Here is a 24,950-nt window from a genome sequence, read left to right as displayed (position 1 = left end):
CTTTTCTAGGCTCCATACAACTTAGTATTTTTTGCATTAGTCATATTTACTATAAGTTTTAACAAATGTTTAGTAATAAATACAGCAGTAATCATTGAAGCAATAATACCTAATACCAATGTTACTCCAAAGCCCTTTATAGAGCCACTTCCAAATCCATATAATACTACTCCTGCTATTAGAGTAGTTATATTCGAATCAAGTACTGATGATAATGCTCTCTTGAATCCAGCATCTATTGAAGATCTTATGGATTTTCCTACTCTCAATTCTTCCTTTATTCTTTCAAATATCAATACATTTGCATCTACAGCCATTCCTATAGAAAGTATAAGTCCTGCTATCCCTGGTAAAGTAAGTTTCACTCCAAGACCTTTCATTCCAAGTAAAACTAAAAGAATATATATAGTTAATGATATATCCGCAACTAATCCTGGTAGTTTATATATAATAACCATAAATAAGAATATAATTATGATTGCAATAGCTGCAGCATTTATACTCTTATCTAGAGCTTCCAAGCCTAATGTAGGTCCAATTACTGAAGATTGTACTTCTTTCATTTCTACTGGCAAAGAACCAGCTCTAATTAGAGTAGCAAGTCTCCCAGCTTCTTCTATAGTAAAATCTCCCTGTATTACAGCTCTGCCATCTTCTATAACTGCATTAACTACAGGACTGGATATAACTTGATCATCTAATATTATACTAATTATTTTCTCCATATCATTAGTTTTTGGTGCTAACCTTCTTGTTGCCTCAGCAAATTTTTTACTTCCTTCCTTATCGAACTCTAAGGACACTACAGGTTGTTCCACACCATTGTCCATCTTTTGATACTGTGGTTCAGAACCTTTAACATTTTTTCCTGACAAAATTTCTTTACCTTCTGGATCAACAAACTTAAGTTGTGCTGTTTTTCCTATCATATTTATAGCCTCTTGTACGTCCTCTACTCCTGCTAGTTCTATTCTAATTCTATTATTACCTTCTATTACTATATTAGGTTCAGAAACTCCTAAACCATCAACTCTTTCACTAATTACAGCCTTTGATTGTTCCATTATCTTTTGAAGTTCTGGCCCCTGAATATCAGTCTGAGCTTCCAAGACTACATATACTCCACCAGCTAAATCCAAACCTAGGTCTATAGATTCTTTAACACTAGGTATCTTAGCTTTTCCAATTTCTATTCCATTAATAGCTGCATAGGTGCCAAAAAAGACTAAAGCAATTATTATGAAAAATATAATAGTGTTTTTTAGCCTCATTCCTCTTCCTCCCTCTAGTATCTGATACTATATAATTATATAGTTCTTGATTTTCACAGTCAAATAACTTATAAAAGCTAATTATTCCAAATTTGCTAAAATTGATATAGCACATTCAATTCTCTTCTTTTCCATTTCACAACCTATTTTATAAGGTTTTGTGATATCCTTATTAGCATTGAAGGCATTTGCATGACAACCACCACTACAATAAAATCTTGCCCAACAGTTTTTACATTCTTCTTTACTAAAAACATTGGCTTGTTTAAACTTTTGTCTTATATCTGAATTTTTAACTCCCTCATATACATCTCCTAATTTGAAATCTTCATTTCCAACAAATTGATGACAAGGATATAAATCTCCCTCAGGAGTTACAGCCATATATTCAGAACCAGCCCCACAACCTGTTGCTCTTTTAATTACACAAGGACCTTGATTTAAATTTATCATAAAATGAAAAAATGTAAAATCCCTGTCCACTTTTTTTATTTTTATATATTCCTTTGAAAATTTTTCATATTCTTTTAATATTTTATCTAAATCTTCTTCTTTTATAGCATATTCTTCCTTAGGATCTGTAACTACAGGTTCAATTGAAACTTTTTTAAACCCTAAATTATAAAATTCTAAAATATCTTGGGTAAAATCTAGGTTATTGCCTGTAAAAGTCCCCCTTACAAAATAATCTTTATCTCCTCTTTTACGGACCATATTAATGATTTTAGGAACAATAGTATCATAGCTACCCTGTCCATTGATAGTTTTTCTCATATTGTCATTAACTTCTTTTCGTCCATCAAGACTTAAAACTACATTGTCCATATTTTCATTAATAAATTCCATATTATCCTCATCTAGTAAAACTCCATTAGTAGTTATCGTAAACCTAAATCTTTTATTATAAATCTTTTCTAATTTTCTGCCATAGCTTACTAGTTCTTTAACTAATTCAAAATTCATCAAAGGTTCTCCACCAAAAAAGTCCACTTCTAGATTCCTTCTATTTCCTGAGGAATTCACAATAAATTCTAAAGCCTTTTTGCCTACTTCTAAAGGCATCATAAGTCTTTCACCTTTGAAATCTCCTTGAGATGCAAAACAATATTTACATCTTAAATTACAATCATGGGCTACATGTAGACACAATGCTTTAACTACATTCTGACTGTTATAAGTGAAATTATCTATATTTATTGCTTCAGAAAACAAAAGCCCCTCTTCTTTGATTTTATTTATCTCTTCATAAGCTTCTTCTATTTCTTTTTGAGAATATTCATTACTTAGTATAGATAATATTTCCTTTAAATCTTTACTTTCATAATAATCTAACACATCATAAGCTATCTTATCTACTAAATGAACTGCACCACTATTTATATCCAATACGATATATTTATTGTTAAGATAAAATTTGTGAATTTTTTTACTATATAACATGTGAAATCCTCCTACTAACTATTTACATAGAAAACTACAAATTAAAAAGTAGTGGATAAAACCACCACCTTTTTAAACATTACTATTTGTTCTCGCACTTTTGATTTCCTACAGTGCAAGATGTCTTACATGCTGATTGACAAGAAGTTTGGCATTCTCCACATCCGCCTTTAATTAAAGTATCTTTTAAATTTCTCTTTCCTAAAGTTTTAATGTGTTTCATACAAATAGGCCTCCTTATGATAACAATGATATCTTATAAATTATATCATAGAATAATATATATTTAAAGTTCTATTCTAAATTGATTCCAATCATTCCACCAATTATACCAGTAATTAATGAAATTATTAATTTAGAAATAAAATATATATTAAGTCCAAATTCTTTTAAAAATATTTTCTTTAATATTATAAGAATTAAAAAATACAATATTCCTATTATTGCTCCGTTTAACCAACCTTTTTCCCCTATCTTTAAAGTCAAGTATATTGCTCCTAGAGCAATACTGACTATAATAATTATTGTAGATAAAATTGGAATACTGCTCTCTTTCAATGATGTATAAGTTAAAAGCAAAGATACTATTGTAAGCATTATAATAGTAATAATATATGAAATTGCAATTCCCTTTAAAATATGTAAAGCATAATCAGTTTTTTTTATATCCACAAAACTCACCTCCTATATTCCTTAATCCATACTTATTTTATAGGAGTAAGTTTTATTACTTTAAACATTAAAAAACTTCCTTTTAAAAGGAAGTTTTTTATATTATTTTTCATCTTTATTCTTTTCTTCTTTCTTTGGAGGCTTACTATTTGTTACACTACCTATAGCCCATTTAGAAATATCAAATTTCACTTTATCTGAACCTACTTCAATTGTTACAATATCTTCCTTAACCTTCACTACCTTTCCATAAATTCCTCCAATGGTTATTATTTTATCTCCTACTCTAAGAGCCTCTCTCATTTCTTGAACTTTCTTTTCTCTTTTTTGCTGAGGTCTTATTGCTAAGAAATAAAAAATCGCAAGAAACGCAATTGGTACTATTAATCCTTGAATATTTGCTGGCAATTTCATCCCTCCTTCACTTTATTTTTATTCAACAAAACTTTTCTAACTCCTTCTTAATTTTAATTAATATATCCAAATTTTTTATAAAACTCTTCCCTATATTCTAAAAGTCTATCTTCTTTAATAGCTTTCCTTACATTTTCCATCAACTTAATAAGAAAATAAAGATTATGAATAGTAGCAAGTCTTGGACCTAATATTTCATTTACATTAAAAAGATGTCTTATATATGCTCTTGAATAGTTTTTACATGTATAACAATCACATTCAGGATCTAATGGTCCAAAATCATTTGAATACTTGGCATTTCTTATAACTAATTTTCCATGACTGGTAAAAGCTGTCCCATTTCTGGCAATTCTCGTAGGCAATACACAATCTGCCATATCTATACCACGAATTGCAGATTCAAATAAATAATCTGGTGTTCCAACTCCCATCAAATATCTAGGTTTGTCTTTAGGAAGCATAGGAGTAGTAAAGTCTAACATTTCACACATCAAATCTAATGGTTCTCCTACACTTAAGCCGCCTATAGCATATCCTGGGAAATTTAAGTCTGTTATGGCTTTTACACTTTCTTCTCTTAAATCTTTATACATACCACCTTGTACTATTCCAAAAATTCCTTGCCTATCCCAATCTTTATGATATTCTTTACATCTCTTTGCCCATCTACTAGTTCTTTCCATTGAGTTTTTTATATATTCCCAACTACTAGGATAAGGAGCACATTCATCAAAAGCCATCATAATATCTGAACCTAATGAATTTTGTATCTCAATAGATTTTTCTGGAGTTATCATGTGTTTTGAGCCGTCAATATGGGATCTAAACTCTACTCCTTCTTCTGTTATCTTCCTTAGTTTTCCTAAGCTAAAAACTTGAAAACCTCCACTATCTGTAAGTATAGGCTTATTCCAATTCATAAATTTATGGAGTCCACCTGCTTCTTCAATAAGTTTATGCCCTGGTTTCAAATATAAATGATAGGTATTTCCTAATATTATTTGAGCTCCTAATTTTTCAACCTCTTCTGGTGTCATAGTCTTTACAGTAGCCTTAGTTCCTACGGGCATAAATATTGGCGTTTCTATGACTCCATGAGGAGTATATAGTTTCCCTAACCTAGCATTACATTCACTAGATTCTTTAATAATTTCAAACTTTATTGCCATATGATTCCTCCTCAATTAATTAACATAGCATCCCCAAAACTAAAAAATCTATACTTCTCTTTAACTGCCATATTATAGGCATTAAGAATTATTTCCCTATCCGCTAAGGCACTGACAAGCATTATCAAAGTGGATTCTGGAAGATGAAAATTAGTTATTAACGAATCAACTAATTTAAATCTATAACCTGGATAAATAAAAATATCTGTCCACCCTTTTCCTTCTACAATTTTTCCTTCACTATTAGCTATACTTTCTAAAGTTCTTGTAGAAGTAGTACCCACTGCTACAATTTTTCCACCATTTTCTTTAGTTCTATTTATTATATTAGCAGCTTCTTTTGATACCTCAAAATACTCTTCATGCATATGATGCTCCTCTATATTTTCAACCTTTACAGGCCTGAAAGTTCCAAGACCTACATGAAGAGTTATATATGCAATATTTACTCCCTTATTTTCAATTTCTTTTAAAAGTTCCTTAGTAAAATGCAAACCAGCAGTAGGTGCAGCAGCTGAGCCCTTATTTTTTGAATAAACTGTTTGATATCTTTCCTTGTCTTCAAGTTTTTCTTGAATATATGGGGGCAATGGCATTTCACCTAGTTCATCTAGTATTTCCTCAAAGATGCCTTCATATTTCAAATCTATAATTCTAGTTCCATCTTTTTCAATACTTAATACATCACCTTTAAGCTGTCCATCTCCAAATACTATTTTATGTCCTGGCCTTGCTTTTTTGCCTGGCCTCACTAAAGTTTCCCATTTATTATTTTCTATCCTTTTAAGAAGTAAAAACTCAATACTTTCTTTTTTTCCTTCTCTACTTCCATACAGCCTTGCTGGAATAACTCTTGTATCATTTAATACCAAGCAATCACCAGTATTTAAATACTTTATTATATCTTTAAAATATCTATTTTTAGTTTCCCCAGTCTTTTTATCTAAAACCATTAATCTAGAATCTTCTCTATTTTTAAGAGGATGTTGAGCTATTAATTCCTCTGGTAGTTCATAATAAAAGTCTTCCTTTTTCATTCGATCATTCCTTACTATTTATTTTACGATTACCTTTTAAACAAATTTAAAATTATGGTAAGAATCAAGCTTATAATTAAACTTGAAACTATAGGAAAGAAAAAAGTAAAATTACCTCTCTTAATAAATATATCTCCTGGCAATTTTCCTAATCCTATTTTTCCACCTAATATTATAATAACTCCAAATATTAGAAGTATTATTCCCATTAATATTAAAATTTTTCCCATATGCTCCATATCTTCACCTCTTATACATCCTTGTATGGGATATTAAAATGTTCATAGGCTTTTGTAGTTACCACTCTTCCCCTAGGTGTTCTATTTATAAATCCTATTTGTAATAAATAAGGTTCATATACATCTTCAATGGTAGTTCTTTCTTCTCCTGTAGCTGCTGAAACTGTATCCAATCCTACAGGTCCTCCATCAAAATTTTCTATCATAGTTAAAATAAGCTTTCTATCTACGCTATCCAACCCTAGTCTATCTATTTCTAAAAGCTCTAAAGCATTATTTGCTACATCCAAAGTTATAACTCCATCTGCTAATACCTGTGCATAATCTCTAACTCTCTTTAAAAGCCGATTTGCAATTCTTGGAGTTCCACGAGATCTTTTAGCTATTTCTAATGCACCTTCATCTGCAATATCTATATTTAAAATATTTGAAGATCTTTTTACAATCCTTTTAAGGCTTTCTTCATCATATAAATCTAAATTTAATATTACTCCAAATCTATCTCTTAAAGGGGATGTTAAAAGACCAGCTCGTGTAGTAGCACCTATAAGTGTGAATTTAGAAAGATCTAGTCGCACAGATCTAGCACTAGGTCCTTTGCCTATGATAAGGTCTAGTGCAAAATCTTCCATAGCAGGATAAAGCACTTCTTCTACACTTCTATTTAATCTATGGATTTCATCTATAAACAATACATCATTCTCCTCTAGATTAGTCAAAATACTAGCTAAATCCCCAGGTCTTTCAATAGCTGGTCCAGACGTTACTTTTATATTTACATCCATTTCATTAGCAATAATATTAGCTAATGTAGTTTTCCCTAAACCTGGAGGACCATACAATAGAACATGATCTAGACATTCTTCTCTCTCTTTTGCAGCTTTTATAAAAATATTTAATTTTTCTTTTACCTTATCTTGACCAATATATTCATTAATAAACCTTGGTCTTAGACTCGTATCATTTTCTATATCTTCTCTTCTTAGGTCTCTTGATACAACTCTGTTATCATCTTCAATCATGACTATCCATACCCCTTCTTATTTTTTAAACATGTTTTTAAGTACCAGCTTTATAATCTCTTCTGTAGTTAAACCACTAATATCTATTCTGTCCAATGCCTTATCTATCTCACCCTTTGTATATTCTAAACTCATAAGTGCATCAATAGCTTCCTTTACATTGCCATTCTCTTCAACAATATTTAAACTATCTTCAATATCTATATTTTGGTCTATTCTATCTTTTAACTCTAAAACTATACGACCTGCAGTTTTTTTACCTATTCCTGGAGCCTTACATAAAAGTTTAGTATCATTGTTCATTATAGCAACCTTAATATCATTAGGCTTTAAAACTGATAATATACCCATTGCTATTTTAGGACCTATTTTAGAGACTAATAGAAGCAATTGAAACATATCTAGTTCTTCTCTTGTTCCAAATCCATAGAGAAATATTCCATCATCCCTTAAATTAAAATATGTATACATCTTAACATTTTCCCTCTCACTTATATGAGATAAAGAATTTTTAGAAGCATATATTTTATAGCCTATACCATTATTATCTAGAACTAAATAATCTTCCTGTATATTCACAACATCTCCTATAATATATTCATACATAAAAACACCTCATTATTCCATTTTAAACATTTCTTTAAATTTTAAAGAACTTCCATGGCACAATGCTATCGCTAAAGCATCTGCAGCATCATCTGGTTTAGGTATCTTTTTTAAGTTTAAAAGCATTTTTACCATTTCTTGAACTTGTCTTTTATCTGCTCTACCATACCCTACCACACCCTGTTTAACTTGTAAAGGTGTATATTCATATATTTCTAGTCCTTTATGAACTGCAGCAAGTATTTCTACTCCTCTAGCTTGTCCAACTTTTATGGCTGTTTTTACATTCTTATTAAAAAACAATTCTTCTATTGCTAAATCTACTGGATTATATTTATCTATTATAGACAACATTTCTCTATATATTATATCTATCCTTTCTGGAGAAGGGGTATTAGCATCAGTTGTTATAGCACCATAGTCCAATGCCTTAAATCTATTACCTTTACATTCTACAATTCCATATCCTACAATGGCTATACCTGGATCTATTCCTAATATAATCATAAATATCCCCTTTCAAAAGTTCTACTATTTATTTTAACATATTTATTTTAAAATATTAAATTAACTCTAAAAAAGATAATAAAAGAGGGACGTAACCCTCTTAATTATCAAATATTAACTAATAAAATTCTCTAATACATCTGAAAGTTCCTCTTCATTGTCTACAACTATTCCATCCTTTAATTTTTGTTGATCTACCTCTTTAAGTAAAGACAATGGATAATCTTTAAATATTTTATCTAAGATTTTTTCTCCGTTCTCGTTAACTTTAAATATAGCAATTTTTCCTTCAGATTCACCTACTATATAATGATTTGGACAAAGATGATTTCTTTCTTCTTTCAAAACAATTTTCTGAGAAGAAAATGCAATTATTTTCGTATTAGGATAATTTTCTTTTATATATTCTCTAAAATCTTTTTCATCTTTATTTACTATTTCTTCATTTGCTTTAGATGTATCTACAATAGTATGGCCACATTCAGAATAGTCTATCTCCTTTTCAATAAAGGTATTAGGAGAAATTACATTTTCTTCTCTGACTATTTCTAAATCATTTGTCTTATCAATAGAATTTTTGGCACTATTAGGTTTATTATTTATCTTTTTATTAATAAAATAATATCCATAGACAAAACTCAATAAAAAAATTGTTACACAAAGTACAGATATGAGAAAAGCACTAAATTTTTTCATAAAATATCCCTCCAGTACTATCTAGAGGGATATTTTTCCCATTTCACATTTTTTTATACATAAATATTTCCAAATTATCTTTCTACACTGGCTATTTTAAAACCTGATTTATTGATTTTATCAATCAAAGCATCCACATCTCCTGAATCAACTCTGATTACAACCTTATAAACATCTAATACCTTTGCATCCATTACAGCTATATTGGCTATATTAACATCTTCTTTTCTTATTATTTCAGTTAATTTAGCAAGCTGACCAGGTATATCAAATAAATTTACCAATATTCTTGTTCCTTTACCAAGCCCGAAAATTTCTGAAAAAGCATCAAAAATAGCTACATGGGTTAAAATTCCTGTAAATTCTCCAATTCCATTAAAAACTGGTAAAAATGGAGTTCTGACTTCTTTCAATAAATATGATGCATTTTCTATTAGTTCTGTTTCTAAAATAGATTTATATACTTCAGTATACAAATCTGATACTTTAACCTCACTTAAAAAATCATCTTTTCCTATATAATCTGATTCAAAATAATATCTAAAAATTGCTTCTTTCATTAAAATACCCCTAAATTCCTTACCTTCAAATACAGGTAAGGATAAAAAATCCCCTTTATTTATCTTTTCTAATGCATTACCTATGCTTTCATCAACATAAACAACCGTTAATTTATTCTTTGGCAACATATGATTTTTTACATACACAATAATCCCCCCTAATAATAATTAAATCTATTCTATAATAATTTAAAAATACCTACTAAGTATAATTTTTATTATATAGAGTATCTCTTTATAACCTTATCATTTACTCCAAACCAACTTGCATCTTTATATATTTTGAAGATACTCTTGAATAAATCTTTAATTATAGCCTCATAAATTCTATCTAAATCTTCCTCAGAAAATTTAAAGCCTTCTTCTTTTATAGTAGAACTTGAACTAAAATCCATCTTCAATTGTCTATCTATGTATTCATTTAAATTTTTTATTTTATACTTTATAATTTCATCACAAAATGAATTCACCAGATTTTCTATATATTTATTTTCTTTCTCTATTTCTTCTATTTCTAGTTCAAACTCCTCTTTCAAAAGCCTTAAATCATCATGTGAAAAATCATAATGAAATAATAACCTTTTTTCATATATCTCCTCTACAGTACAATATTCAAGTGTCTTCTCCTCTAATATATTTACCCATTTATTGTTGTAATAACCATATTTATATCCTTCTAAATAAATACAAAGTTCTAACCTATCCACATCTTCATGTATTAAATAGCTAATTTTATTAGCAACTAAATCTTTATCATCTCTATACCTTAATAAATTTTTTACACGTTTCTTTACATTTTTTATGCACATGTATTTAGGGCAGATATTGGTTATATCTTCTTCTAAATCATACAAGTTAAGGAGGATATGTATACAATCTATATCATTATTAAATAAAAAATTGTATTTTAATCCTTTATACATTTGCCACAAATTCACCGTTGCTGTAGCCATTAAAACATCCCTCCCCTAGCAATTATTACCAAAGAAATGGAGGTTTAAACCTAAGACAATAAAATAAATGCCCTCTAAATAAAGGCACATATTATTATACTACATAATTTTTAATAGTGGTAAAAAATATATACTTTTTTGCTTTTTATATAAATGTTTTGTAAAAAACACTATTTATATATTTATTAAATAAAAAGGTAACTATTTTTCAAGAATTACATAAATATATAGTAAATAACTAAATGGAGGTGTATTCATGAATAGAAGACCTATTCAAGATGTTGATATAATTGAAGAATTAGAAGAAAAACATGAACAATCTAGTATAGGATTCTTTGGTGGTTTCCATTTTATATTTATAATATTTATTTTCTTCTTCTTATTTGGAGGATGGGGTTTTATATTAGGTGAGAAGAAATAGGAATATCATATGATATTCCTATTTCTTCTCAGTAAGAATTTTTAGTATTTCATTATAACTTAAGTTTTTTTCTAAATTATAATTTCCCGTTCTTAATTTCTTATCTACTTTTATCTGTTTTGCCATTTGAATAAAATCTTCTTTATTTGCTATTAAACCCTTTTTAAATAAATTATCAGCAACAGAACTCAACGTATCATCATCTTTAATTTGAAAAAAAATCTTTTCTTTTTGTTTTACCTCTTTTTTATTCTTTTTGTCGTTTTTTTCATTAGTTTCTATTTTATCTTTAACTGAAACCATACCTAATTGTTTTGCTTTTTCTATTATTTCTTCATCATTATAATCTATATACTTGATTTTAGGATTCAATATAAATATAAAACTAGTTAAAATAATACCTATGCCAATTCCTAAAGACATATAAAAAATATTTGTTTTATTCTTCAAAATATCTCCTCCATTAATAACTTTATTATATTCTATAATAGCTCATTATTAAAGCAAAAAAATGTTTTTCTCCTTGCATTCTTCTATTATTTCATCAGTCCATACTGAAGCTTGAACTTCACCAATATGCTGCTTTTCTAAAAAATACATACAAATTCTTGATTGACCAATTCCTCCTCCAACTGTACTTGGTAGTTTATTTTTAATTAATTGTCTATGATATTCAAAATCTAATCTTTCTTCACAATTTGTGAGCTTCAATTGCTTTAATAACGATTCTTTATCTACTCTTATTCCCATACTAGACAATTCCATTACTTCATTTAATACTGGATTCCAAAATAGAATATCGCCATTTAACTCCCAATCATCATAATCTGGTGCTCTTCCATCATGTGGTTTCCCAGAGTCTAATACTTTTCCTATTTTCATCAAAAAAACTGATTTTTTTTCTTTACATATTAAATATTCTCTTTCCTCAGGATTTTTTTTAGGATATAGATTTTCTAATTCCTGAGTAGTTATAAAAGTAATCCTTTCAGGCAATTTGTTAGATAAAAAGGGATAACATGAATTTATATATCTTTCTGTCTTTACAAAGACATCATATATATCATCTACAATACTTTTCAAATGTCTTTCGGTCCTTTCTTCTTTCAATATTACCTTCTCCCAATCCCATTGATCTACATATAAAGAATGGGTCTTGTCTAAAACTTCATTTGGTCTTATAGCATCCATATCTGTATATAGACCTTCTCCACTTTTAAATCCATATCTTCTTAATGCAAATCTCTTCCATTTAGCTAAGGATTGAACTATTTCTAATTCTTCATTGTATTTCCTCATTGTAAAAGACACAGGTTTTTCAATACCATTTAAATTATCATTTAGTCCTGTTTTAGGTTTTACAAACAATGGTGCCGATACCCTAGTGAGATTTAATCTTTCTGAAAGGTTCTCTTCGAAAAAATCTTTTAATTTTTTTATAGCTATTTGGGTTTCTCTTATATCTAAATATTTCATAAAATTTACCTCCCTTAAAATCATATATTTCAATATCAAAAAACAAAAAACCTTCCATCCAAAGGACGAAAGGTTACTTCCGTGGTACCACCTTAATTTACAGCACTCTAATATCAGCACAGAATAATCATTCGATACTGTTTGATTTTTAACGGATCAAAACCGTCTAAGCCTACTTTTAAAAATTTCGGTTAGAAACTCAGAGATGTTCTTCAACTATAGACCTGTATTGGATTTCCACCTTCACCAACTCTCTATAACTAATCTTATAGTCTACTCTTCTCTTCATAGCAATAAGATATTCGATTTACTTAAGTATTCTATTAAACAAACAAAGTTTTGTCAATAGCAATTAAAATTAATTTATTCCTTTAAATCATTAAATAATTCTTCAATGGACTTTCTTCTTTTTTCTGTTTCCTCTTTTAAAATAATAAATTTATTTTCTTTAAACTTCACTATGTCTCCTTCCTTAATTTCTTCAGGAAATTTTTCTTTTTTAATACTCTGTATTTCTCCATTTATTTCTAATATTACATAGTTTCCTTCAATTCTGTCTACAATTCCCTTCACTTTATCTCCCCCTATTTTATACATTTTTCATGAAGTTTATACCCTTTACTTTCCGCCTCCTCCTTAGATTTAAACTTCATCTGATTTTCCTCCTTAGGTAATGAATTACAATCTGGTGAATGATATATTTTAGTATTTTTATTTCCTATATAATTTTCTTCAACTTTTTCATCATTTTTTTCTTGTATAGAATTACCTAAATTATTTCTATCTAATACTTCAATATCTTTTCCATTAGATTTAATAATTATATTTCCTAGTTCATCAGTTCTAAGTACTTTTATTCCATTCTTGTTAAGTAACTCTATAGTTTCCTTATGTGGATGTCCATATTTATTATCCTTAGCTAAACTAATAACTCCATAAGCTGGTCCTACTTTTCTTAAAAATTCTTCTGTAGTAGAAGTACTACTTCCATGATGTCCAACTTTTAAAACATTTGCAGTTAAATCGTAACCTTTTTCTACCATTTCTTTTTCTGAAATCTTTTCAGCATCTCCTGTAAATAGAAATGAATTATCTTTAAAAGTTATTTTTGAAACTATTGAATAATCATTAGTATTATCATACTTGTCCCCATTTGGGGCTAATACCTGATATTTCAAATCATTATTATCTATTATAAATTCTCCAGCACTAGGAATATTAACCTTCAAGTCTTTAGATTTAATTTCACTTAATAATCTTTTAAATATAGTGGTATTAGCTGTTTTATCTGGCATATATATTTTTCCTATTTCAAAATTTTTGATTACTTCAGGCAATCCCCCAATATGATCTTCATGTGGATGGGTTGCAATTATATAATCTATTTTTTCTACTTTCATTTCCTTTAAATAATTTACAATTATATCACTACTAACTTTAGGTCCTGCATCTATTAAAGATGTTTCACCATTTGGAAATTGTATAAATATACTATCACCTTGTCCTATATCTACAAAATGTACTATCAAATCCTCATTATTATATTGGAAACTTTCCTCAGGGTTGATTTCACAGCCAGTTAAAAATAATATTAAGATAAGCATTAGCAATAATACAACATTTAAATTCTTAAATTTCTGCATATATATTTCTCCTTCCATTGTTTTTTCAATTAATATCTATTCTAAACTAAATATAAAATACAATCAATATTATAAAATATAAAAAGCATTTCTATTAGCTAATAGAAATGCTTTTTATATTCTTCACTAAGCATAGATTTTAAATTTAAGTTATAAAACTTTCCTCCCTTTTTAGTGCCATGACGCAATGTTCCCTCATCTACAAAACCTAGACTCTTATATAAATTTGAAGCCCTTTTATTTTCTTCAAAAGTATCTAATGTAACCCGTTCCATCTTTAAATCTTCAAAACAGTATCTAAGCAATATTTCCATTGCCTCTTTTCCGCAGCCTTTTCCTAAATATTCTTCTTCTCCAATATATATCCTAGTTATATCCAATGACTTTAAGTTGTTATCTAATCTACTTATATATATTCTTCCTATAGGCTTAGCATTTTCTCTATATATTATAGTAAATTGAAGTTTAGTTTCATCATTTTCATACTCTATAAATTCTCTTACTATTTCCTCATAATTTCTAGTATCTTCAATTGTTAAAAACTCTTTTACATGTTCTTTATTTTCCCACCTATTAAATTCCTTACAATCAACAAATTTTGAACTTTGAATTATTAAATTATCTGATTTTAAATTTAATTTCTTATACATGCTAAGCCTCCTAATATTTTATTATTTTCTATTATCTTTTTTCCAGTGTAAATAACGTCTGTGTACACCTTTTATAGCTACTATTATAGCTTTCTGCGAATATCCAAAGAATCTATTTTCTACCTTCTCCACTAACCCCTCCACACCATCTTCTTCAATATTGTGTCCTACTATTAAATAATGTAAAAATTCCTTGCATAAATCAGAAAGTAAAGTAACCATTACATCTTCTATTATACCAGTTTTTGTGTTAATTAGAAAGCCTACTCCCACCACTCTATGAATATATGTTGCAGACATGTCTTCTGGAAGTTTTGCATAAGAAACAAAATAAACATGTTCTTCACTAAAATCTTGTAGTTGACCCACAATCACCCCTCCTTTATTTACATATATAGAATATTCCACATATGATAAGTATTTCCTCCATAAAAAAGAAAAGTTATATAAAATTTTATATAACTTTTCCTTTGAATTTTATAATCCTAATATTTTTCTAGCTTCATCTGGAGTTGCTATTTCCCTTCCTATTTCTTTTGCTAATCTTACTATCCTCTCTACTAACATAGCATTAGTTCCTATAGTACCTTTGTCGTATAATATAGTATCTTCTAATCCTGTTCTTGTATGTCCACCCATCAACATAGACATGGTAAGCATAGGTACTTGACTTGGTCCAATACCAGACACAGTAAATGTAGAACCTTTAGGAAGAGATTCTACCATATGAAGTAAATTTCTAGGAGTTCCTCTTATTGAACCTTTTACATGCATAACCAGATTAAAATGCAGTGGTTCTTTAAGTACTCCCTCTTTAACTAACAATTTTGCATTATCAATCATTCCTAAATCAAAAGCTTCCAATTCTGGCTTAATATTATTTGTATACATTTTATCTGCTAGTTCCTTTATAAGATTAAAAGAGTTGGCATTAACCTTAGTAGCAAAATTTGATGAACCTGTAGTTAAACTAGCCATTTCTGTATTTAAATCTAACATTTGTCCTCTCCATTCTGCCGTATTGCCTCCTCCCCTAGCTCCTGTAGATAACTGTGTAATTATATCTGAATTTTTTTCTTCTAATTTATCCAATATTTCTTTATATATTTCCCTATCACAAGTAGGTTCCCCTTTTTCATCTCTTACGTGAATATGTGCAATAGCTGCACCTAATTTTCTACATTTAATAATGTCTTCAACAATTTCATCAGTTGTTACTGGAATATTTGGGTTCATTTTCTTAGTTGGAACATTGCCTGTAGGAGCAATAGTAATTATTAACTTCTCTTTTCTAGCCATTCTTATCTCCTCCTATAAAACATTTTTTGCACCTAGAACTTCTTTTGAAGTATTTTCAATTGCATTTTCTAGTTTTTCGTAAAATTCTTCTATTTCTTCTCTATTAATATTTATGGGTGGTGCAAATAGCGTATGATCTCCTTTTATTCCATCTACTGAACCTCCGCCTGGATATGGAACTATTCCTTCATTTAAACAATGTTTTGTAAATATTCCTTTAACATTTTTATCTGTATCAAAAGGTTTTTTAGTTTCTTGATCTTTTACAAACTCAATTCCAATCATCAGACCTTTTCCTCTTATCTCTCCAACTATTGGATATTTATACAACTCTTCCATTTGTTCAAATAAATATTCACCTTGTACTCTTGCATTCTCAATATATCCTTCTCTTTCTATAATCTTCATAACAGTTTGAGATATTGATGCAGATAATGGATTTCCTCCATAGGTATGACCATGAATAAATTGTCCACTACCTTTAACCATAATAGTTTCAAATATTTCATTATTAGTTACTGCTGCTCCTATAGGGGTATATCCACTACTCATTCCTTTAGCCATAGTTATTATATCTGGAACTACATCATAATGATCTATACCAAAATTCTTACCTGTTCTTCCACAGCCAGCCATTACTTCATCTAATATCATTATTACATCATATTTGCTACATATTTCTCTTATAACTTTAAAATATTCTTTCGGTGGATTCACTCCTGGAGCTGCTGAACCTATAACTGGCTCTGCTATAAAAGCTGCAATACTTTCTGGTCCCCATCTTAAAATAGTTTCCTCTAGCTCATAAGCACATTGAAGATTGCACTCTGGATAGGAACTTTCATATGGACATCTATAACAATAAGCCTGATGTATCTTAGGAAAATTAATTAATAATGGATCATAAATTCTTCTTCTTCCTGTAGAACCAGTCATTGAAAGAGAACCCATAGTATTTCCATGGAAAGAATTCCATCTTGATATAACTTTCCATTTAGATGTACCTTTTCCATCCCTTTCTACAAAATACTGCCTCGACAGTTTAATAGCTGTTTCAGTAGCTTCTGAACCTCCTGATACAAAATATACATGGTTTAAATCTCCTGGAGTCCAATTAGCTACTGTTTCTGCACAATCTTCTATGGCATCATTAGTAAATCTTGATAAATGGGTAAATGCAATTTTCTTTATTTGTTCAGCTGTTGCTTCTGCTACTTCTTCATTTCCATGTCCTATATTAGCCACTGCAGAACCTGAGCAAGCATCCATATACTTTTTTCCATCCTCTCCATATAAATATACTCCCTTGCCATAGACAATTTTTGGATAATACCAATTTTGGTTCCTATAAAATACATTATTTTCTGGTGCTTTGTTTAAACTCATTAAACTCTCCCCTTTTTATTTTTTAAATTAAAATTTATCATTACTCTTAAGAAAACCATTTCCTATTCATTAGAAACTTTTATTCTTTCATTATCTGCAAACATTCCACCATGATTAAATATTTTTCTATCTAAATCACCTTCTAAAGAAGATACTACAGTACCTATTGCTAAATCACCTAATGTATTAGTAGATGTATGAATCTGATCCACTATTCTATACACTCCAGCAATCAATGCTAGCCCATCTAGAGGTATTCCTAAATCCGTAAGCAATGCAATAGATATAATGAGCCCAGTCTGGGGTGCTGCTGCACATCCTATTGAAAGAAGGGTAGCAGTAAGAACTAATGATATTTGTTGACCTAAAGTGATTGGAATACCATATAATTGAGCTGCAAACATAACTACAACTCCAAAGTATATTCCAGTCCCATTCATATTAGCTGTAGCTCCAAGAGGTAATATAAAACTTGCCGATTCTCTCGGCATTCCTAATTCTTCAGTACCTACTCTCATAGTCTCAGGAAGAGCAGCTGTACTACTACATGTACTAAAAGCAATAGCACAGGGTTGGAATGCTTTTTTGTAGAACTTTAATGGATTTACCTTTCCTACAAAATATAGTATTAAAGAATAGACTATAGCAATATTAAGAATATTCGCCAAATAATCTGCTAATATAAACTTAAATACAGGTCCAAATATTTTCATTCCAAAAGTTGCAATAGATTTTGACATTAAACCAAATACTCCTATAGGAGTAAATCTAATGACTATATCTGTAATTTTATACATCATTTCTGATAAGTTATCAACTAAGTTTATAATTAGTTTAGCTCTTTCTCCCATAGCAAGTAAAGCAGTCCCACAAAACATACTAAATACTATAATTTGCAACATTTCTTCTTCTACAAAAGATTCAAATACATTAGATGGAATTAATGTTAATATAGAATCATAAACTGTTGGAAGTTCTTTCATTTCAACAGAATTTTCTGATATTTCTCCTATTTGTACACCTTCACCAGGTTTAAATATTTGTGCCACTACAATACCTATTGAAATAGCTATAAAGCCTGTTATTAAGAAAAATACAAGTGTCTTTATTCCAATACTTCTTAATTTTTTAATTTCTGTTAAATTTGCAACTCCACTAATTATAGAGAAAAATACAAGTGGAACAATTACCATTCTAATAAGTCTCAAAAATAAATCCCCTAGAAGCTGTAACCACGGCGTAATGGTTATAGTAAGCTTATGACTTTCTCCTAATTTACTTAAAATAGCCCCAAAAAAGATTCCAAAGAATAGCCCGATAAAAATTTTATGAAATAATTTTAATTTTTTTTTCTTTTTTTGCTTTACCATTTTATCCCCCCTGATTTTTTAAACTTAAAAATAGTAAAACATTGCCTCCTTTCTATTAAATTTTCAAATATAAAAAAACCAAGCACTAATGGTCCTAAAAAACCATTAGTACTGGGTTTTATTCGCTACAACAAACTGGATTTAATACCCTTTTGCCACAAATAAAGCAGTACTTAAAAATTTATATAAAATTATGAATTTTTTGTTATATATTACTTTCTATATTATAATTAAAAATCCTCCTTTTTTTATAAAAATTTTTTAAATCAGTTATTATATAAAAAACCTTCTCAGTTAAAACTGAGAAGGTACTAAAATTCAAATGCAAATTCTCTTTTCATAGCTTCATTATATACATTTATAGTGTCTATTATGAAATAAGAAATTTTAAGATTTAAAGAAAGAGAAAAATCAAGATCATTTTCAAATCCCTTTTTTATAGAATATTCTTCAATAACATTTTCAATATAAATTTTAACTAATTTCTTTAAATTTATTTTTTTATCTTGAAAAATATCTATATCATTTATATTTATAACATTTTCCTTAAAATCATGTTTTGTAACATAATCATTTAATTTTGACTCATAAGATAAATGTTTAAACATATTTTTTGTGAAAGTCCACCGTTCAGCATGGGGTAAGCATAGAAAATCACTTAAAAAATGTGATATAATGCCTATTTTTTTACTAATATATTTTTTAGATATAATTTCTATTCCACTTTCTAAATCCATATATCTACCTAAGAAGATTAATTTTGTTATTTCGTTTACAACAAAGTCTAAACTTTCATCTTTATAATGTCTTTGAAGTTTTAGTTGTGGCAATATATCAGGTGCTACTGACCCCCATAGGAGTTTTTTCTTATCTAAATCTATATTATAAGTTTCACGAATGTTATCATAAATATTACTAGCTATTAATTTATGAGTATCTCCAAAAATTTGAAACACTCCCCTTATTTAAATTTTATAATAATACATATGCATAATATAATATTTCACCTTAAAAGTCAATATAAATAAAAACCATACAAAAACAAATACAAATATTAATTAAATTTTTGATTTAACTTTTCTTCATATACTTTATAATCTTTATCATTAAATAATACAAAATTCACTTCCAATATGTGTCCTTCTTTTTTAATAAACTCTATTACTGACTTTATAGCAATATCTGAAGCTTCATATATAGGATAACCATATGCACCTGTTGATATAGATGGAAAAGCAATAGTTTTTAAATTATATTCTTTAGCTAATTTTAACGAACTATAATAGGCATTGTATAAAAGTTCAGCTTCTCTATTTTCACCACCTCTATATATAGGTCCTACCGTATGTATAACATATTTGCTAGGTAATTTGCCTGCAACAGTTATTCTAGCTTCCCCTGTAGGACAACCGCCTATTTTTTTACACTGCTCAAGAATCTCAGGTCCACCAGCTTTATGTATAGCTCCATCTACCCCTCCTCCCCCAAGTAAAGTATTATTTGCTGCATTAACTATAGCATCATTTTTAATCTTAGTTATATCACCCTTTATTAGGTTTATGGTAGTTTCATTAATTTTATACATAAATAACTACATCCTTTCTAAAGTTTTATTAAAAACTATTATTATATTTATTCTTTATATACATTATATGATTTTTAAAATAAAAATAAAGACTACAAACATAGTCTTTAAAAGAGAAATTAGACATATATTAATGATAATGTCAGCTCTATAAAAATATATATTAAATTATTTTATCTTTTTTAACATATAATATGGTATATATCCTGGTTCATAATCTATTTTCCATTCCCCACTAATTTTTTTAAGTCTTATTTGTCCTTCTTTTTCTAAAATATCTTCCTTATCATCGTTATAAAATTTAAAATCTGCTGTATAATGTAAAGTTATTTCATCTTCTAGTTCTTCAATATTTTTAGGTTTTTCTATTTTATATTCAATATTGCCAACTTTAATATTTCTTTTAGCTGATTTAGCTATATCTACTGTTCCTCCACTTGCTCTTTTTTGCTTTAACTTATTAAAAAATTCTTCTGTAGTATATTTTTTTATACTTTCAACTAAATCTATTTCTTTTTTGTATGCCTTATTACTATCATCTAAAATTTTATAATCCTCTATGGTATAGTAACTATTAAAATAATCTTCTATAGTTTTGCATATTTTATCTATTTCTTCTTCATTTGAATTGTTATTTTTGCATCCAACTAAAATTGCTGATAATAAAATACACAATATTAAAATATAGCTAACCTTTTTCAGAATAGATATCCTCCTCTCTATAAATTAAATCTATATTACTGAAATTATTAATTTCCATTATATCATATTTATTCTAAATTGTTTGTATATTTTGAATTATTGTTTTTCATATATTGAAAACTTCTAATGTAATAAACATATTGTTTTATTTAACCTTAAAATAGTATACAATAAAATCAATATCTAATTTGGAGGGATCACTTTTGAAATACAATAACATATATGAAGGAATCTTTTTAGAGCGTCCTAATAGGTTTATTGCTAATGTTCTTATTGATGGCAAAAAAGAAAAAGTTCATGTGAAAAACACTGGTAGATGTAAAGAAATTCTAATAAAAGGTACAAAAGTTTATTTAGAAAAATCAAATAATCCAAATAGAAAAACTAAATACTCTCTTATCTCTGCCTATAAAGGGAATCAACTTATAAATATAGATTCACAAGTTCCAAATAAAGTAGTTTTTGATGCTGTTCAATCAAATAAAATAGAGGGATTAAATAATATAAAAGTGCTTAAAAGAGAAGTTACCTTTGGGAATTCTCGTTTTGATTTATATTTTGAAAAAGATAATGAAAAAGGATTTATAGAAGTAAAAGGTGTGACACTAGAGGATAATGGATTGTCTTTATTTCCAGATGCCCCTACTGAAAGGGGTACTAAACATATAAAAGAAATGATAAAAGCAGTAGAATTTGGACTTAGTGGATATATATTTTTCTTAATTCAAATGGAAAATATAAAATATTTCACTCCTAATATTTCTATGGATGAAAAATTTTCAAATGCACTGATAGAAGCAAATAAAAGAGGAGTAAATATATTAGCCTATAACTCTACGGTAAAGAAAGATTTTATAAAAATAAATGAAAAAATAGAGGTACTAATATAGCACCTCTATTTTCAAATTTTTATATGTTTAAATCATTGATAATATCTTACCTACTAAAAGTCCTCCCCCAGTACCTATTACATAACCCATTAGAGCCATAAGTACCCCAATTGGTATTAAAGCTTCACTATATGCTGCTGCTAATATAGGTGCTGAAGCAACCCCTCCTATATTAGCTAAGCTTGCAACACCACAAGTAAATAAATCTAATTTAAACAATTTTGCAGCCAAGAATAATATAAAACCATGAATGCCTAAAATAACAAATCCAGAAATTATATATAAAGGCGCTTGAGCAAGTTCTGCAAAATTTGCTCTTGAAGCAATAAGTCCAATTATAGTATATAACATTAAATTTGAAATTTCCGAAGAGCCTGGTACTTTAGCCAAAGGTGTCATTGCAGCTATAATACCTGCTACAGTAACTATAATAACAGTCCAAGTAGTTTCAGATAAAAAGTCTGATTGAGGTAATTTAGTTGATATAAACATAGCTATTGCTGCAACAAATAGACTAACACCTGTAAGTAAAATCATATCAGTAAACTCAATAATTTTTCTTTCTTTTTCTTGAGCTTTTGCAATTTCTGCTCCTACTTCATCAATTAGACTAGTATCTGCTTTTATCCATTTGTTAAATTTATTTGCAAATGGTACTAATGCTAATAAGATCATTACCCAGATAGCATAATTTATAGAATCCATTAATAATGTATAACCTAATTTAGCATCTGACACATTTAATGCTCCTTGAACAGCTACCATATTTCCGGTTCCACCCATCCAGCTTCCACAAAGTGCTGCAAAAGCCTTCCATGTGTCTGGTTCATACATATTCTTAAATATTGAATATGTGACTATAAATCCTATGCCAATACTTATAGATGCAGAAAAAAAGCCTATTAACATTTTAGGACCTAATTTAATAATTTTTCTTAAATCACATTTTAATAACATCAAAAAAATCATTGCTGGCAACAAATTATTTTTAAATCTGCTATAGTACATATTTATTTCTTCAGTTTGTTCCCATACTCCAATAGTGGACAAAAGCATTGCCACAAAATAAATCAGTACAACTGCTGGAATATATTCAAAAAATTTTCCCTTATGCTTTTTTTCCATCCAAACCACTACACCAGCAAAGAATATCAAAAAAGATAAATAAGTAAAGCCACTTTGAATCATATTTTTCCTCCTCACATTTCATAATTAATATAAAAATATTCAATAGTTGGTATTTTAGTACATAGGAAAACCTCTAATCCTTATTTTTTCATAATTATAAATAAATTTGCAATAGAAGGGAAGTCACGAAGATTATCTGAGAACTGCCACATTGAAATATAATAAAATCCTTGTAATCATTAATAACTACAAGGATTTTAATGGTGTGCCTAGGAGGGATCGAACCCCCAACCTTCTGATTCGTAGTCAGACACTCTATCCAATTGAGCTATAGGCACATAATGGAGGCGACACCCAGATTTGAACTGGGGATAAAGGTTTTGCAGACCTCTGCCTTACCACTTGGCTATGCCACCATATTCAATTTGATTATTACTTTAAAACAGTAACTCTAGAGAACTTTTCCAACTAAGTGATTCATACAAAACGAAAATGGAGCGGGTGAAGGGAATCGAACCCTCGCAACCAGCTTGGAAGGCTGGGGCTCTACCACTGAGCTACACCCGCGTAATATTTATATCATTTGAAAGAATGTATGGAGCGGAAGACGGGATTCGAACCCGCGGCCCTCGCCTTGGCAAGGCGATGCTCTACCACTGAGCCACTTCCGCATATTGTTTAAGATTGCTTTTTATTATAGACAGATTTATAGTTTAACTCTACTACTAAGCGATTTGCACCAAATTATAGACTTGAACTCTATATTTATATTACTGAGCCACTTCAGCGTATTATTAAATTATGTATGGTGGAGGAGACTGGATTCGAACCAGTGAAGGCTGAGCCAACGGATTTACAGTCCGTCCCCTTTAGCCAACTCGGGAACTCCTCCAAATTTGGAGCTGGTGAGAGGACTTGAACCCCCAACCTACTGATTACAAGTCAGTTGCTCTGCCAATTGAGCTACACCAGCATAAATGGCGACCTGGAAGGGACTCGAACCCTCGACCTCTAGCGTGACAGGCTAGCATTCTAACCAGCTGAACTACCAGGCCATATTAATCTTATTTAAAATCTCTAATATAAAAATTTGAATTTGGTGGGCGCAATAGGGCTCGAACCTATGACCCCCTGCTTGTAAGGCAGGTGCTCTCCCAGCTGAGCTATGCGCCCTGGTGACCCTACCGGGATTCGAACCCGGGATACCGCCGTGAAAGGGCGATGTCTTAACCACTTGACCATAGGGCCAATTATTTTAAACATAAAACAATGGTAGCGGCGAACGGATTTGAACCGCTGACACTGCGGGTATGAACCGCATGCTCTAGCCAACTGAGCTACGCCGCCATATTTTTTAAAAGATTTAATGGTTGCGGGAGCCGGATTTGAACCAGCGACCTCCGGGTTATGAGCCCGACGAGCTACCATACTGCTCCATCCCGCGATATTATATAAATTTAAAATTATTAAATATTATGATGCCGAGGACCGGAATCGAACCGGTACGATCTTTAAGGATCGCAGGATTTTAAGTCCTGTGCGTCTGCCAGTTCCGCCACCCCGGCAATAATATGGCTCCTAGGGTGGGACTCGAACCCACAACCTACCGGTTAACAGCCGGTTGCTCCACCATTGAGCTACCCAGGAATAGTATCTGGCAACTTCCTACTCTCCCAGAGTGTTTCCACTCAAGTACCATCAGCGTTAGAAGGCTTAACTTCTGTGTTCGGTATGGGAACAGGTGTGACCCTTCTGCTATCGTCACCAGATAATGTATTAAATTGAAAATAAGATACACAGTAAGATATATT

General features: G+C 29.5%; 29 protein-coding genes, 13 tRNA genes, 1 rRNA gene and 1 other annotated feature. Of the genes, 2 read left to right on the top strand and 41 right to left on the bottom strand.

What is annotated here, in order from left to right; translation table 11 throughout:
• Positions 1–5: 5 nt before the first annotated feature.
• From secD to NSA23_RS00150, 14 genes are all read right to left on the bottom strand, one after another.
• The gene (gene secD, locus NSA23_RS00215) at positions 6–1,271 is read right to left on the bottom strand and encodes a protein translocase subunit SecD (RefSeq protein WP_257490017.1); all 1,266 of its coding nucleotides are present in this window, start codon (positions 1,269–1,271) and stop codon (positions 6–8) included.
• An 81-nt stretch (positions 1,272–1,352) separates the two neighbouring features.
• Positions 1,353–2,711, bottom strand: coding sequence for a thioether cross-link-forming SCIFF peptide maturase (gene scfB, locus NSA23_RS00210; protein ID WP_257490016.1), 1,359 nt, complete (start codon positions 2,709–2,711; stop codon positions 1,353–1,355).
• Positions 2,712–2,793: 82 nt separating this feature from the next.
• Complete coding sequence (scfA, locus tag NSA23_RS00205; protein ID WP_042682158.1) at positions 2,794–2,934, bottom strand: six-cysteine ranthipeptide SCIFF; 141 nt, start codon at positions 2,932–2,934, stop codon at positions 2,794–2,796.
• Positions 2,935–3,005: 71 nt separating this feature from the next.
• The gene (locus tag NSA23_RS00200; RefSeq protein ID WP_050069825.1) at positions 3,006–3,383 is read right to left on the bottom strand and encodes a TIGR04086 family membrane protein; all 378 of its coding nucleotides are present in this window, start codon (positions 3,381–3,383) and stop codon (positions 3,006–3,008) included.
• A gap of 102 nt (positions 3,384–3,485) precedes the next feature.
• Positions 3,486–3,791: a preprotein translocase subunit YajC gene (gene yajC, locus NSA23_RS00195; protein ID WP_246119209.1), complete on the bottom strand. Its 306-nt coding sequence runs from the start codon at positions 3,789–3,791 to the stop codon at positions 3,486–3,488.
• A gap of 59 nt (positions 3,792–3,850) precedes the next feature.
• On the bottom strand, positions 3,851–4,969 hold the full coding sequence (tgt, locus tag NSA23_RS00190; protein ID WP_042682163.1) for a tRNA guanosine(34) transglycosylase Tgt: 1,119 nt from the start codon (positions 4,967–4,969) through the stop codon (positions 3,851–3,853).
• A gap of 11 nt (positions 4,970–4,980) precedes the next feature.
• Complete coding sequence (gene queA, locus NSA23_RS00185) at positions 4,981–6,006, bottom strand: tRNA preQ1(34) S-adenosylmethionine ribosyltransferase-isomerase QueA (protein ID WP_257490015.1); 1,026 nt, start codon at positions 6,004–6,006, stop codon at positions 4,981–4,983.
• Positions 6,007–6,035: 29 nt separating this feature from the next.
• Positions 6,036–6,236 carry a DUF2905 domain-containing protein gene (locus NSA23_RS00180; RefSeq protein ID WP_257490014.1) on the bottom strand — a complete coding sequence of 67 codons (201 nt, stop codon included), beginning with the start codon at positions 6,234–6,236 and terminating at the stop codon, positions 6,036–6,038.
• Between the two features lie 20 nt (positions 6,237–6,256).
• The gene (gene ruvB, locus NSA23_RS00175; RefSeq protein WP_257490013.1) at positions 6,257–7,267 is read right to left on the bottom strand and encodes a Holliday junction branch migration DNA helicase RuvB; all 1,011 of its coding nucleotides are present in this window, start codon (positions 7,265–7,267) and stop codon (positions 6,257–6,259) included.
• Positions 7,268–7,285: 18 nt separating this feature from the next.
• The gene (gene ruvA / locus NSA23_RS00170; RefSeq protein WP_257490012.1) at positions 7,286–7,873 is read right to left on the bottom strand and encodes a Holliday junction branch migration protein RuvA; all 588 of its coding nucleotides are present in this window, start codon (positions 7,871–7,873) and stop codon (positions 7,286–7,288) included.
• 12 nt (positions 7,874–7,885) lie between these two features.
• Positions 7,886–8,380, bottom strand: a complete 495-nt coding sequence (gene ruvC / locus NSA23_RS00165) for a crossover junction endodeoxyribonuclease RuvC (RefSeq protein WP_042682172.1) — start codon at positions 8,378–8,380, stop codon at positions 7,886–7,888.
• Positions 8,381–8,494: 114 nt separating this feature from the next.
• Positions 8,495–9,076 carry a BofC C-terminal domain-containing protein gene (locus NSA23_RS00160; protein ID WP_042682174.1) on the bottom strand — a complete coding sequence of 194 codons (582 nt, stop codon included), beginning with the start codon at positions 9,074–9,076 and terminating at the stop codon, positions 8,495–8,497.
• 74 nt (positions 9,077–9,150) lie between these two features.
• A complete protein-coding gene (locus NSA23_RS00155; RefSeq protein WP_257490011.1) occupies positions 9,151–9,783 on the bottom strand; it encodes a CBS domain-containing protein in 633 nt (210 codons plus the stop codon).
• A 71-nt stretch (positions 9,784–9,854) separates the two neighbouring features.
• Positions 9,855–10,589 (bottom strand): hypothetical protein, encoded by a 735-nt coding sequence (locus NSA23_RS00150; RefSeq protein WP_042682179.1) that lies wholly within the window; start codon positions 10,587–10,589, stop codon positions 9,855–9,857.
• Between the two features lie 256 nt (positions 10,590–10,845).
• Between NSA23_RS00150 and NSA23_RS00145 the strand changes: the two genes are divergently transcribed.
• Complete coding sequence (locus NSA23_RS00145; protein ID WP_257490010.1) at positions 10,846–11,010, top strand: hypothetical protein; 165 nt, start codon at positions 10,846–10,848, stop codon at positions 11,008–11,010.
• Between the two features lie 18 nt (positions 11,011–11,028).
• Here NSA23_RS00145 and NSA23_RS00140 read toward each other — a convergent pair whose 3' ends face one another.
• From NSA23_RS00140 to NSA23_RS00085, 12 genes are all read right to left on the bottom strand, one after another.
• Complete coding sequence (locus NSA23_RS00140) at positions 11,029–11,460, bottom strand: endolytic transglycosylase MltG (RefSeq protein ID WP_257490009.1); 432 nt, start codon at positions 11,458–11,460, stop codon at positions 11,029–11,031.
• A gap of 48 nt (positions 11,461–11,508) precedes the next feature.
• On the bottom strand, positions 11,509–12,486 hold the full coding sequence (asnA, locus tag NSA23_RS00135) for an aspartate--ammonia ligase (RefSeq protein ID WP_147524991.1): 978 nt from the start codon (positions 12,484–12,486) through the stop codon (positions 11,509–11,511).
• A 58-nt stretch (positions 12,487–12,544) separates the two neighbouring features.
• Positions 12,545–12,784 (bottom strand) — a binding site (T-box leader).
• A 65-nt stretch (positions 12,785–12,849) separates the two neighbouring features.
• Entirely contained in the window at positions 12,850–13,059 is a 210-nt protein-coding gene (locus NSA23_RS00130; RefSeq protein WP_042682340.1) for a DUF3006 domain-containing protein, read from the bottom strand.
• Positions 13,060–13,070: 11 nt separating this feature from the next.
• Positions 13,071–14,129, bottom strand: a complete 1,059-nt coding sequence (locus NSA23_RS00125) for an MBL fold metallo-hydrolase (RefSeq protein WP_257490008.1) — start codon at positions 14,127–14,129, stop codon at positions 13,071–13,073.
• 98 nt (positions 14,130–14,227) lie between these two features.
• Positions 14,228–14,779, bottom strand: a complete 552-nt coding sequence (locus NSA23_RS00120; protein ID WP_042682186.1) for a GNAT family N-acetyltransferase — start codon at positions 14,777–14,779, stop codon at positions 14,228–14,230.
• Positions 14,780–14,800: 21 nt separating this feature from the next.
• Entirely contained in the window at positions 14,801–15,148 is a 348-nt protein-coding gene (locus NSA23_RS00115) for a DUF3870 domain-containing protein (protein WP_257490007.1), read from the bottom strand.
• Between the two features lie 108 nt (positions 15,149–15,256).
• Positions 15,257–16,078 (bottom strand): beta-keto acid cleavage family enzyme, encoded by an 822-nt coding sequence (locus NSA23_RS00110; protein ID WP_257490006.1) that lies wholly within the window; start codon positions 16,076–16,078, stop codon positions 15,257–15,259.
• A 12-nt stretch (positions 16,079–16,090) separates the two neighbouring features.
• Positions 16,091–17,464, bottom strand: coding sequence for an aminotransferase family protein (locus NSA23_RS00105; protein ID WP_257490005.1), 1,374 nt, complete (start codon positions 17,462–17,464; stop codon positions 16,091–16,093).
• A gap of 62 nt (positions 17,465–17,526) precedes the next feature.
• Positions 17,527–18,834: a dicarboxylate/amino acid:cation symporter gene (locus NSA23_RS00100; protein WP_257490004.1), complete on the bottom strand. Its 1,308-nt coding sequence runs from the start codon at positions 18,832–18,834 to the stop codon at positions 17,527–17,529.
• Between the two features lie 311 nt (positions 18,835–19,145).
• A complete protein-coding gene (locus tag NSA23_RS00095; RefSeq protein WP_042682199.1) occupies positions 19,146–19,790 on the bottom strand; it encodes a zinc dependent phospholipase C family protein in 645 nt (214 codons plus the stop codon).
• Between the two features lie 98 nt (positions 19,791–19,888).
• A complete protein-coding gene (locus NSA23_RS00090) occupies positions 19,889–20,419 on the bottom strand; it encodes an O-acetyl-ADP-ribose deacetylase (protein ID WP_042682202.1) in 531 nt (176 codons plus the stop codon).
• 168 nt (positions 20,420–20,587) lie between these two features.
• Positions 20,588–21,094, bottom strand: a complete 507-nt coding sequence (locus NSA23_RS00085; RefSeq protein WP_042682204.1) for a hypothetical protein — start codon at positions 21,092–21,094, stop codon at positions 20,588–20,590.
• A 230-nt stretch (positions 21,095–21,324) separates the two neighbouring features.
• On the opposite strand from NSA23_RS00085, the gene sfsA reads away from it, so the two are divergent.
• Positions 21,325–22,011 carry a DNA/RNA nuclease SfsA gene (gene sfsA / locus NSA23_RS00080; protein ID WP_042682205.1) on the top strand — a complete coding sequence of 229 codons (687 nt, stop codon included), beginning with the start codon at positions 21,325–21,327 and terminating at the stop codon, positions 22,009–22,011.
• A 27-nt stretch (positions 22,012–22,038) separates the two neighbouring features.
• On the opposite strand, the gene NSA23_RS00075 is transcribed toward sfsA, so the two are convergent.
• The 15 genes from NSA23_RS00075 to rrf form a co-directional block, all read right to left on the bottom strand.
• On the bottom strand, positions 22,039–23,199 hold the full coding sequence (locus NSA23_RS00075; protein ID WP_042682206.1) for a DUF819 family protein: 1,161 nt from the start codon (positions 23,197–23,199) through the stop codon (positions 22,039–22,041).
• A 201-nt stretch (positions 23,200–23,400) separates the two neighbouring features.
• Positions 23,401–23,477, bottom strand: a tRNA-Arg gene (locus NSA23_RS00070).
• 4 nt (positions 23,478–23,481) lie between these two features.
• Positions 23,482–23,555: transfer RNA gene (locus NSA23_RS00065), tRNA-Cys, on the bottom strand.
• Positions 23,556–23,632: 77 nt separating this feature from the next.
• Positions 23,633–23,706 (bottom strand) — tRNA-Gly (locus NSA23_RS00060).
• A gap of 29 nt (positions 23,707–23,735) precedes the next feature.
• Positions 23,736–23,810 (bottom strand) — tRNA-Gly (locus NSA23_RS00055).
• Between the two features lie 135 nt (positions 23,811–23,945).
• A tRNA-Tyr gene (locus tag NSA23_RS00050) sits at positions 23,946–24,031 on the bottom strand.
• Positions 24,032–24,036: 5 nt separating this feature from the next.
• A tRNA-Thr gene (locus tag NSA23_RS00045) sits at positions 24,037–24,112 on the bottom strand.
• A gap of 5 nt (positions 24,113–24,117) precedes the next feature.
• Positions 24,118–24,194, bottom strand: a tRNA-Asp gene (locus NSA23_RS00040).
• 42 nt (positions 24,195–24,236) lie between these two features.
• Positions 24,237–24,312 (bottom strand) — tRNA-Val (locus tag NSA23_RS00035).
• Positions 24,313–24,387, bottom strand: a tRNA-Glu gene (locus NSA23_RS00030).
• A gap of 22 nt (positions 24,388–24,409) precedes the next feature.
• Positions 24,410–24,486: transfer RNA gene (locus tag NSA23_RS00025), tRNA-Met, on the bottom strand.
• A gap of 20 nt (positions 24,487–24,506) precedes the next feature.
• A tRNA-Met gene (locus tag NSA23_RS00020) sits at positions 24,507–24,583 on the bottom strand.
• Positions 24,584–24,618: 35 nt separating this feature from the next.
• Positions 24,619–24,704: transfer RNA gene (locus NSA23_RS00015), tRNA-Leu, on the bottom strand.
• Positions 24,705–24,711: 7 nt separating this feature from the next.
• Positions 24,712–24,786: transfer RNA gene (locus NSA23_RS00010), tRNA-Asn, on the bottom strand.
• A 5-nt stretch (positions 24,787–24,791) separates the two neighbouring features.
• Positions 24,792–24,908, bottom strand: a 5S ribosomal RNA gene (gene rrf / locus NSA23_RS00005).
• Between the last annotated feature and the right edge of the window lie 42 nt (positions 24,909–24,950).

This window comes from Anaerosalibacter massiliensis, assembly GCF_024623155.1.
Taxonomy (GTDB): Bacteria; Bacillota; Clostridia; order Tissierellales; family Sporanaerobacteraceae; genus Anaerosalibacter; species Anaerosalibacter massiliensis.
Note: the sequence above shows the minus strand (reverse complement) of the source record. Positions and strands in the feature narration are given on the sequence as shown.

Bases quoted from the DNA above. Each gene is read 5' to 3' on its own strand.
- secD (WP_257490017.1), bottom strand. From the start codon at position 1,271: ATGAGGCTAAAAAACACTATTATATTTTTCATAATAATTGCTTTAGTC.
- scfB (WP_257490016.1), bottom strand. From the start codon at position 2,711: ATGTTATATAGTAAAAAAATTCACAAATTTTATCTTAACAATAAATAT.
- NSA23_RS00110 (WP_257490006.1), bottom strand. From the start codon at position 16,078: ATGGCTAGAAAAGAGAAGTTAATAATTACTATTGCTCCTACAGGCAAT.
- ruvA (WP_257490012.1), bottom strand. From the start codon at position 7,873: ATGTATGAATATATTATAGGAGATGTTGTGAATATACAGGAAGATTAT.
- NSA23_RS00145 (WP_257490010.1), top strand. From the start codon at position 10,846: ATGAATAGAAGACCTATTCAAGATGTTGATATAATTGAAGAATTAGAA.
- NSA23_RS00075 (WP_042682206.1), bottom strand. From the start codon at position 23,199: ATGATTCAAAGTGGCTTTACTTATTTATCTTTTTTGATATTCTTTGCT.
- asnA (WP_147524991.1), bottom strand. From the start codon at position 12,486: ATGAAATATTTAGATATAAGAGAAACCCAAATAGCTATAAAAAAATTA.
- NSA23_RS00180 (WP_257490014.1), bottom strand. From the start codon at position 6,236: ATGGGAAAAATTTTAATATTAATGGGAATAATACTTCTAATATTTGGA.
- NSA23_RS00120 (WP_042682186.1), bottom strand. From the start codon at position 14,779: ATGTATAAGAAATTAAATTTAAAATCAGATAATTTAATAATTCAAAGT.
- NSA23_RS00090 (WP_042682202.1), bottom strand. From the start codon at position 20,419: ATGTATAAAATTAATGAAACTACCATAAACCTAATAAAGGGTGATATA.
- NSA23_RS00125 (WP_257490008.1), bottom strand. From the start codon at position 14,129: ATGCAGAAATTTAAGAATTTAAATGTTGTATTATTGCTAATGCTTATC.
- scfA (WP_042682158.1), bottom strand. From the start codon at position 2,934: ATGAAACACATTAAAACTTTAGGAAAGAGAAATTTAAAAGATACTTTA.
- ruvB (WP_257490013.1), bottom strand. From the start codon at position 7,267: ATGATTGAAGATGATAACAGAGTTGTATCAAGAGACCTAAGAAGAGAA.
- queA (WP_257490015.1), bottom strand. From the start codon at position 6,006: ATGAAAAAGGAAGACTTTTATTATGAACTACCAGAGGAATTAATAGCT.
- tgt (WP_042682163.1), bottom strand. From the start codon at position 4,969: ATGGCAATAAAGTTTGAAATTATTAAAGAATCTAGTGAATGTAATGCT.
- NSA23_RS00160 (WP_042682174.1), bottom strand. From the start codon at position 9,076: ATGAAAAAATTTAGTGCTTTTCTCATATCTGTACTTTGTGTAACAATT.
- ruvC (WP_042682172.1), bottom strand. From the start codon at position 8,380: ATGATTATATTAGGAATAGATCCAGGTATAGCCATTGTAGGATATGGA.
- NSA23_RS00105 (WP_257490005.1), bottom strand. From the start codon at position 17,464: ATGAGTTTAAACAAAGCACCAGAAAATAATGTATTTTATAGGAACCAA.
- NSA23_RS00100 (WP_257490004.1), bottom strand. From the start codon at position 18,834: ATGGTAAAGCAAAAAAAGAAAAAAAAATTAAAATTATTTCATAAAATT.
- NSA23_RS00150 (WP_042682179.1), bottom strand. From the start codon at position 10,589: ATGGCTACAGCAACGGTGAATTTGTGGCAAATGTATAAAGGATTAAAA.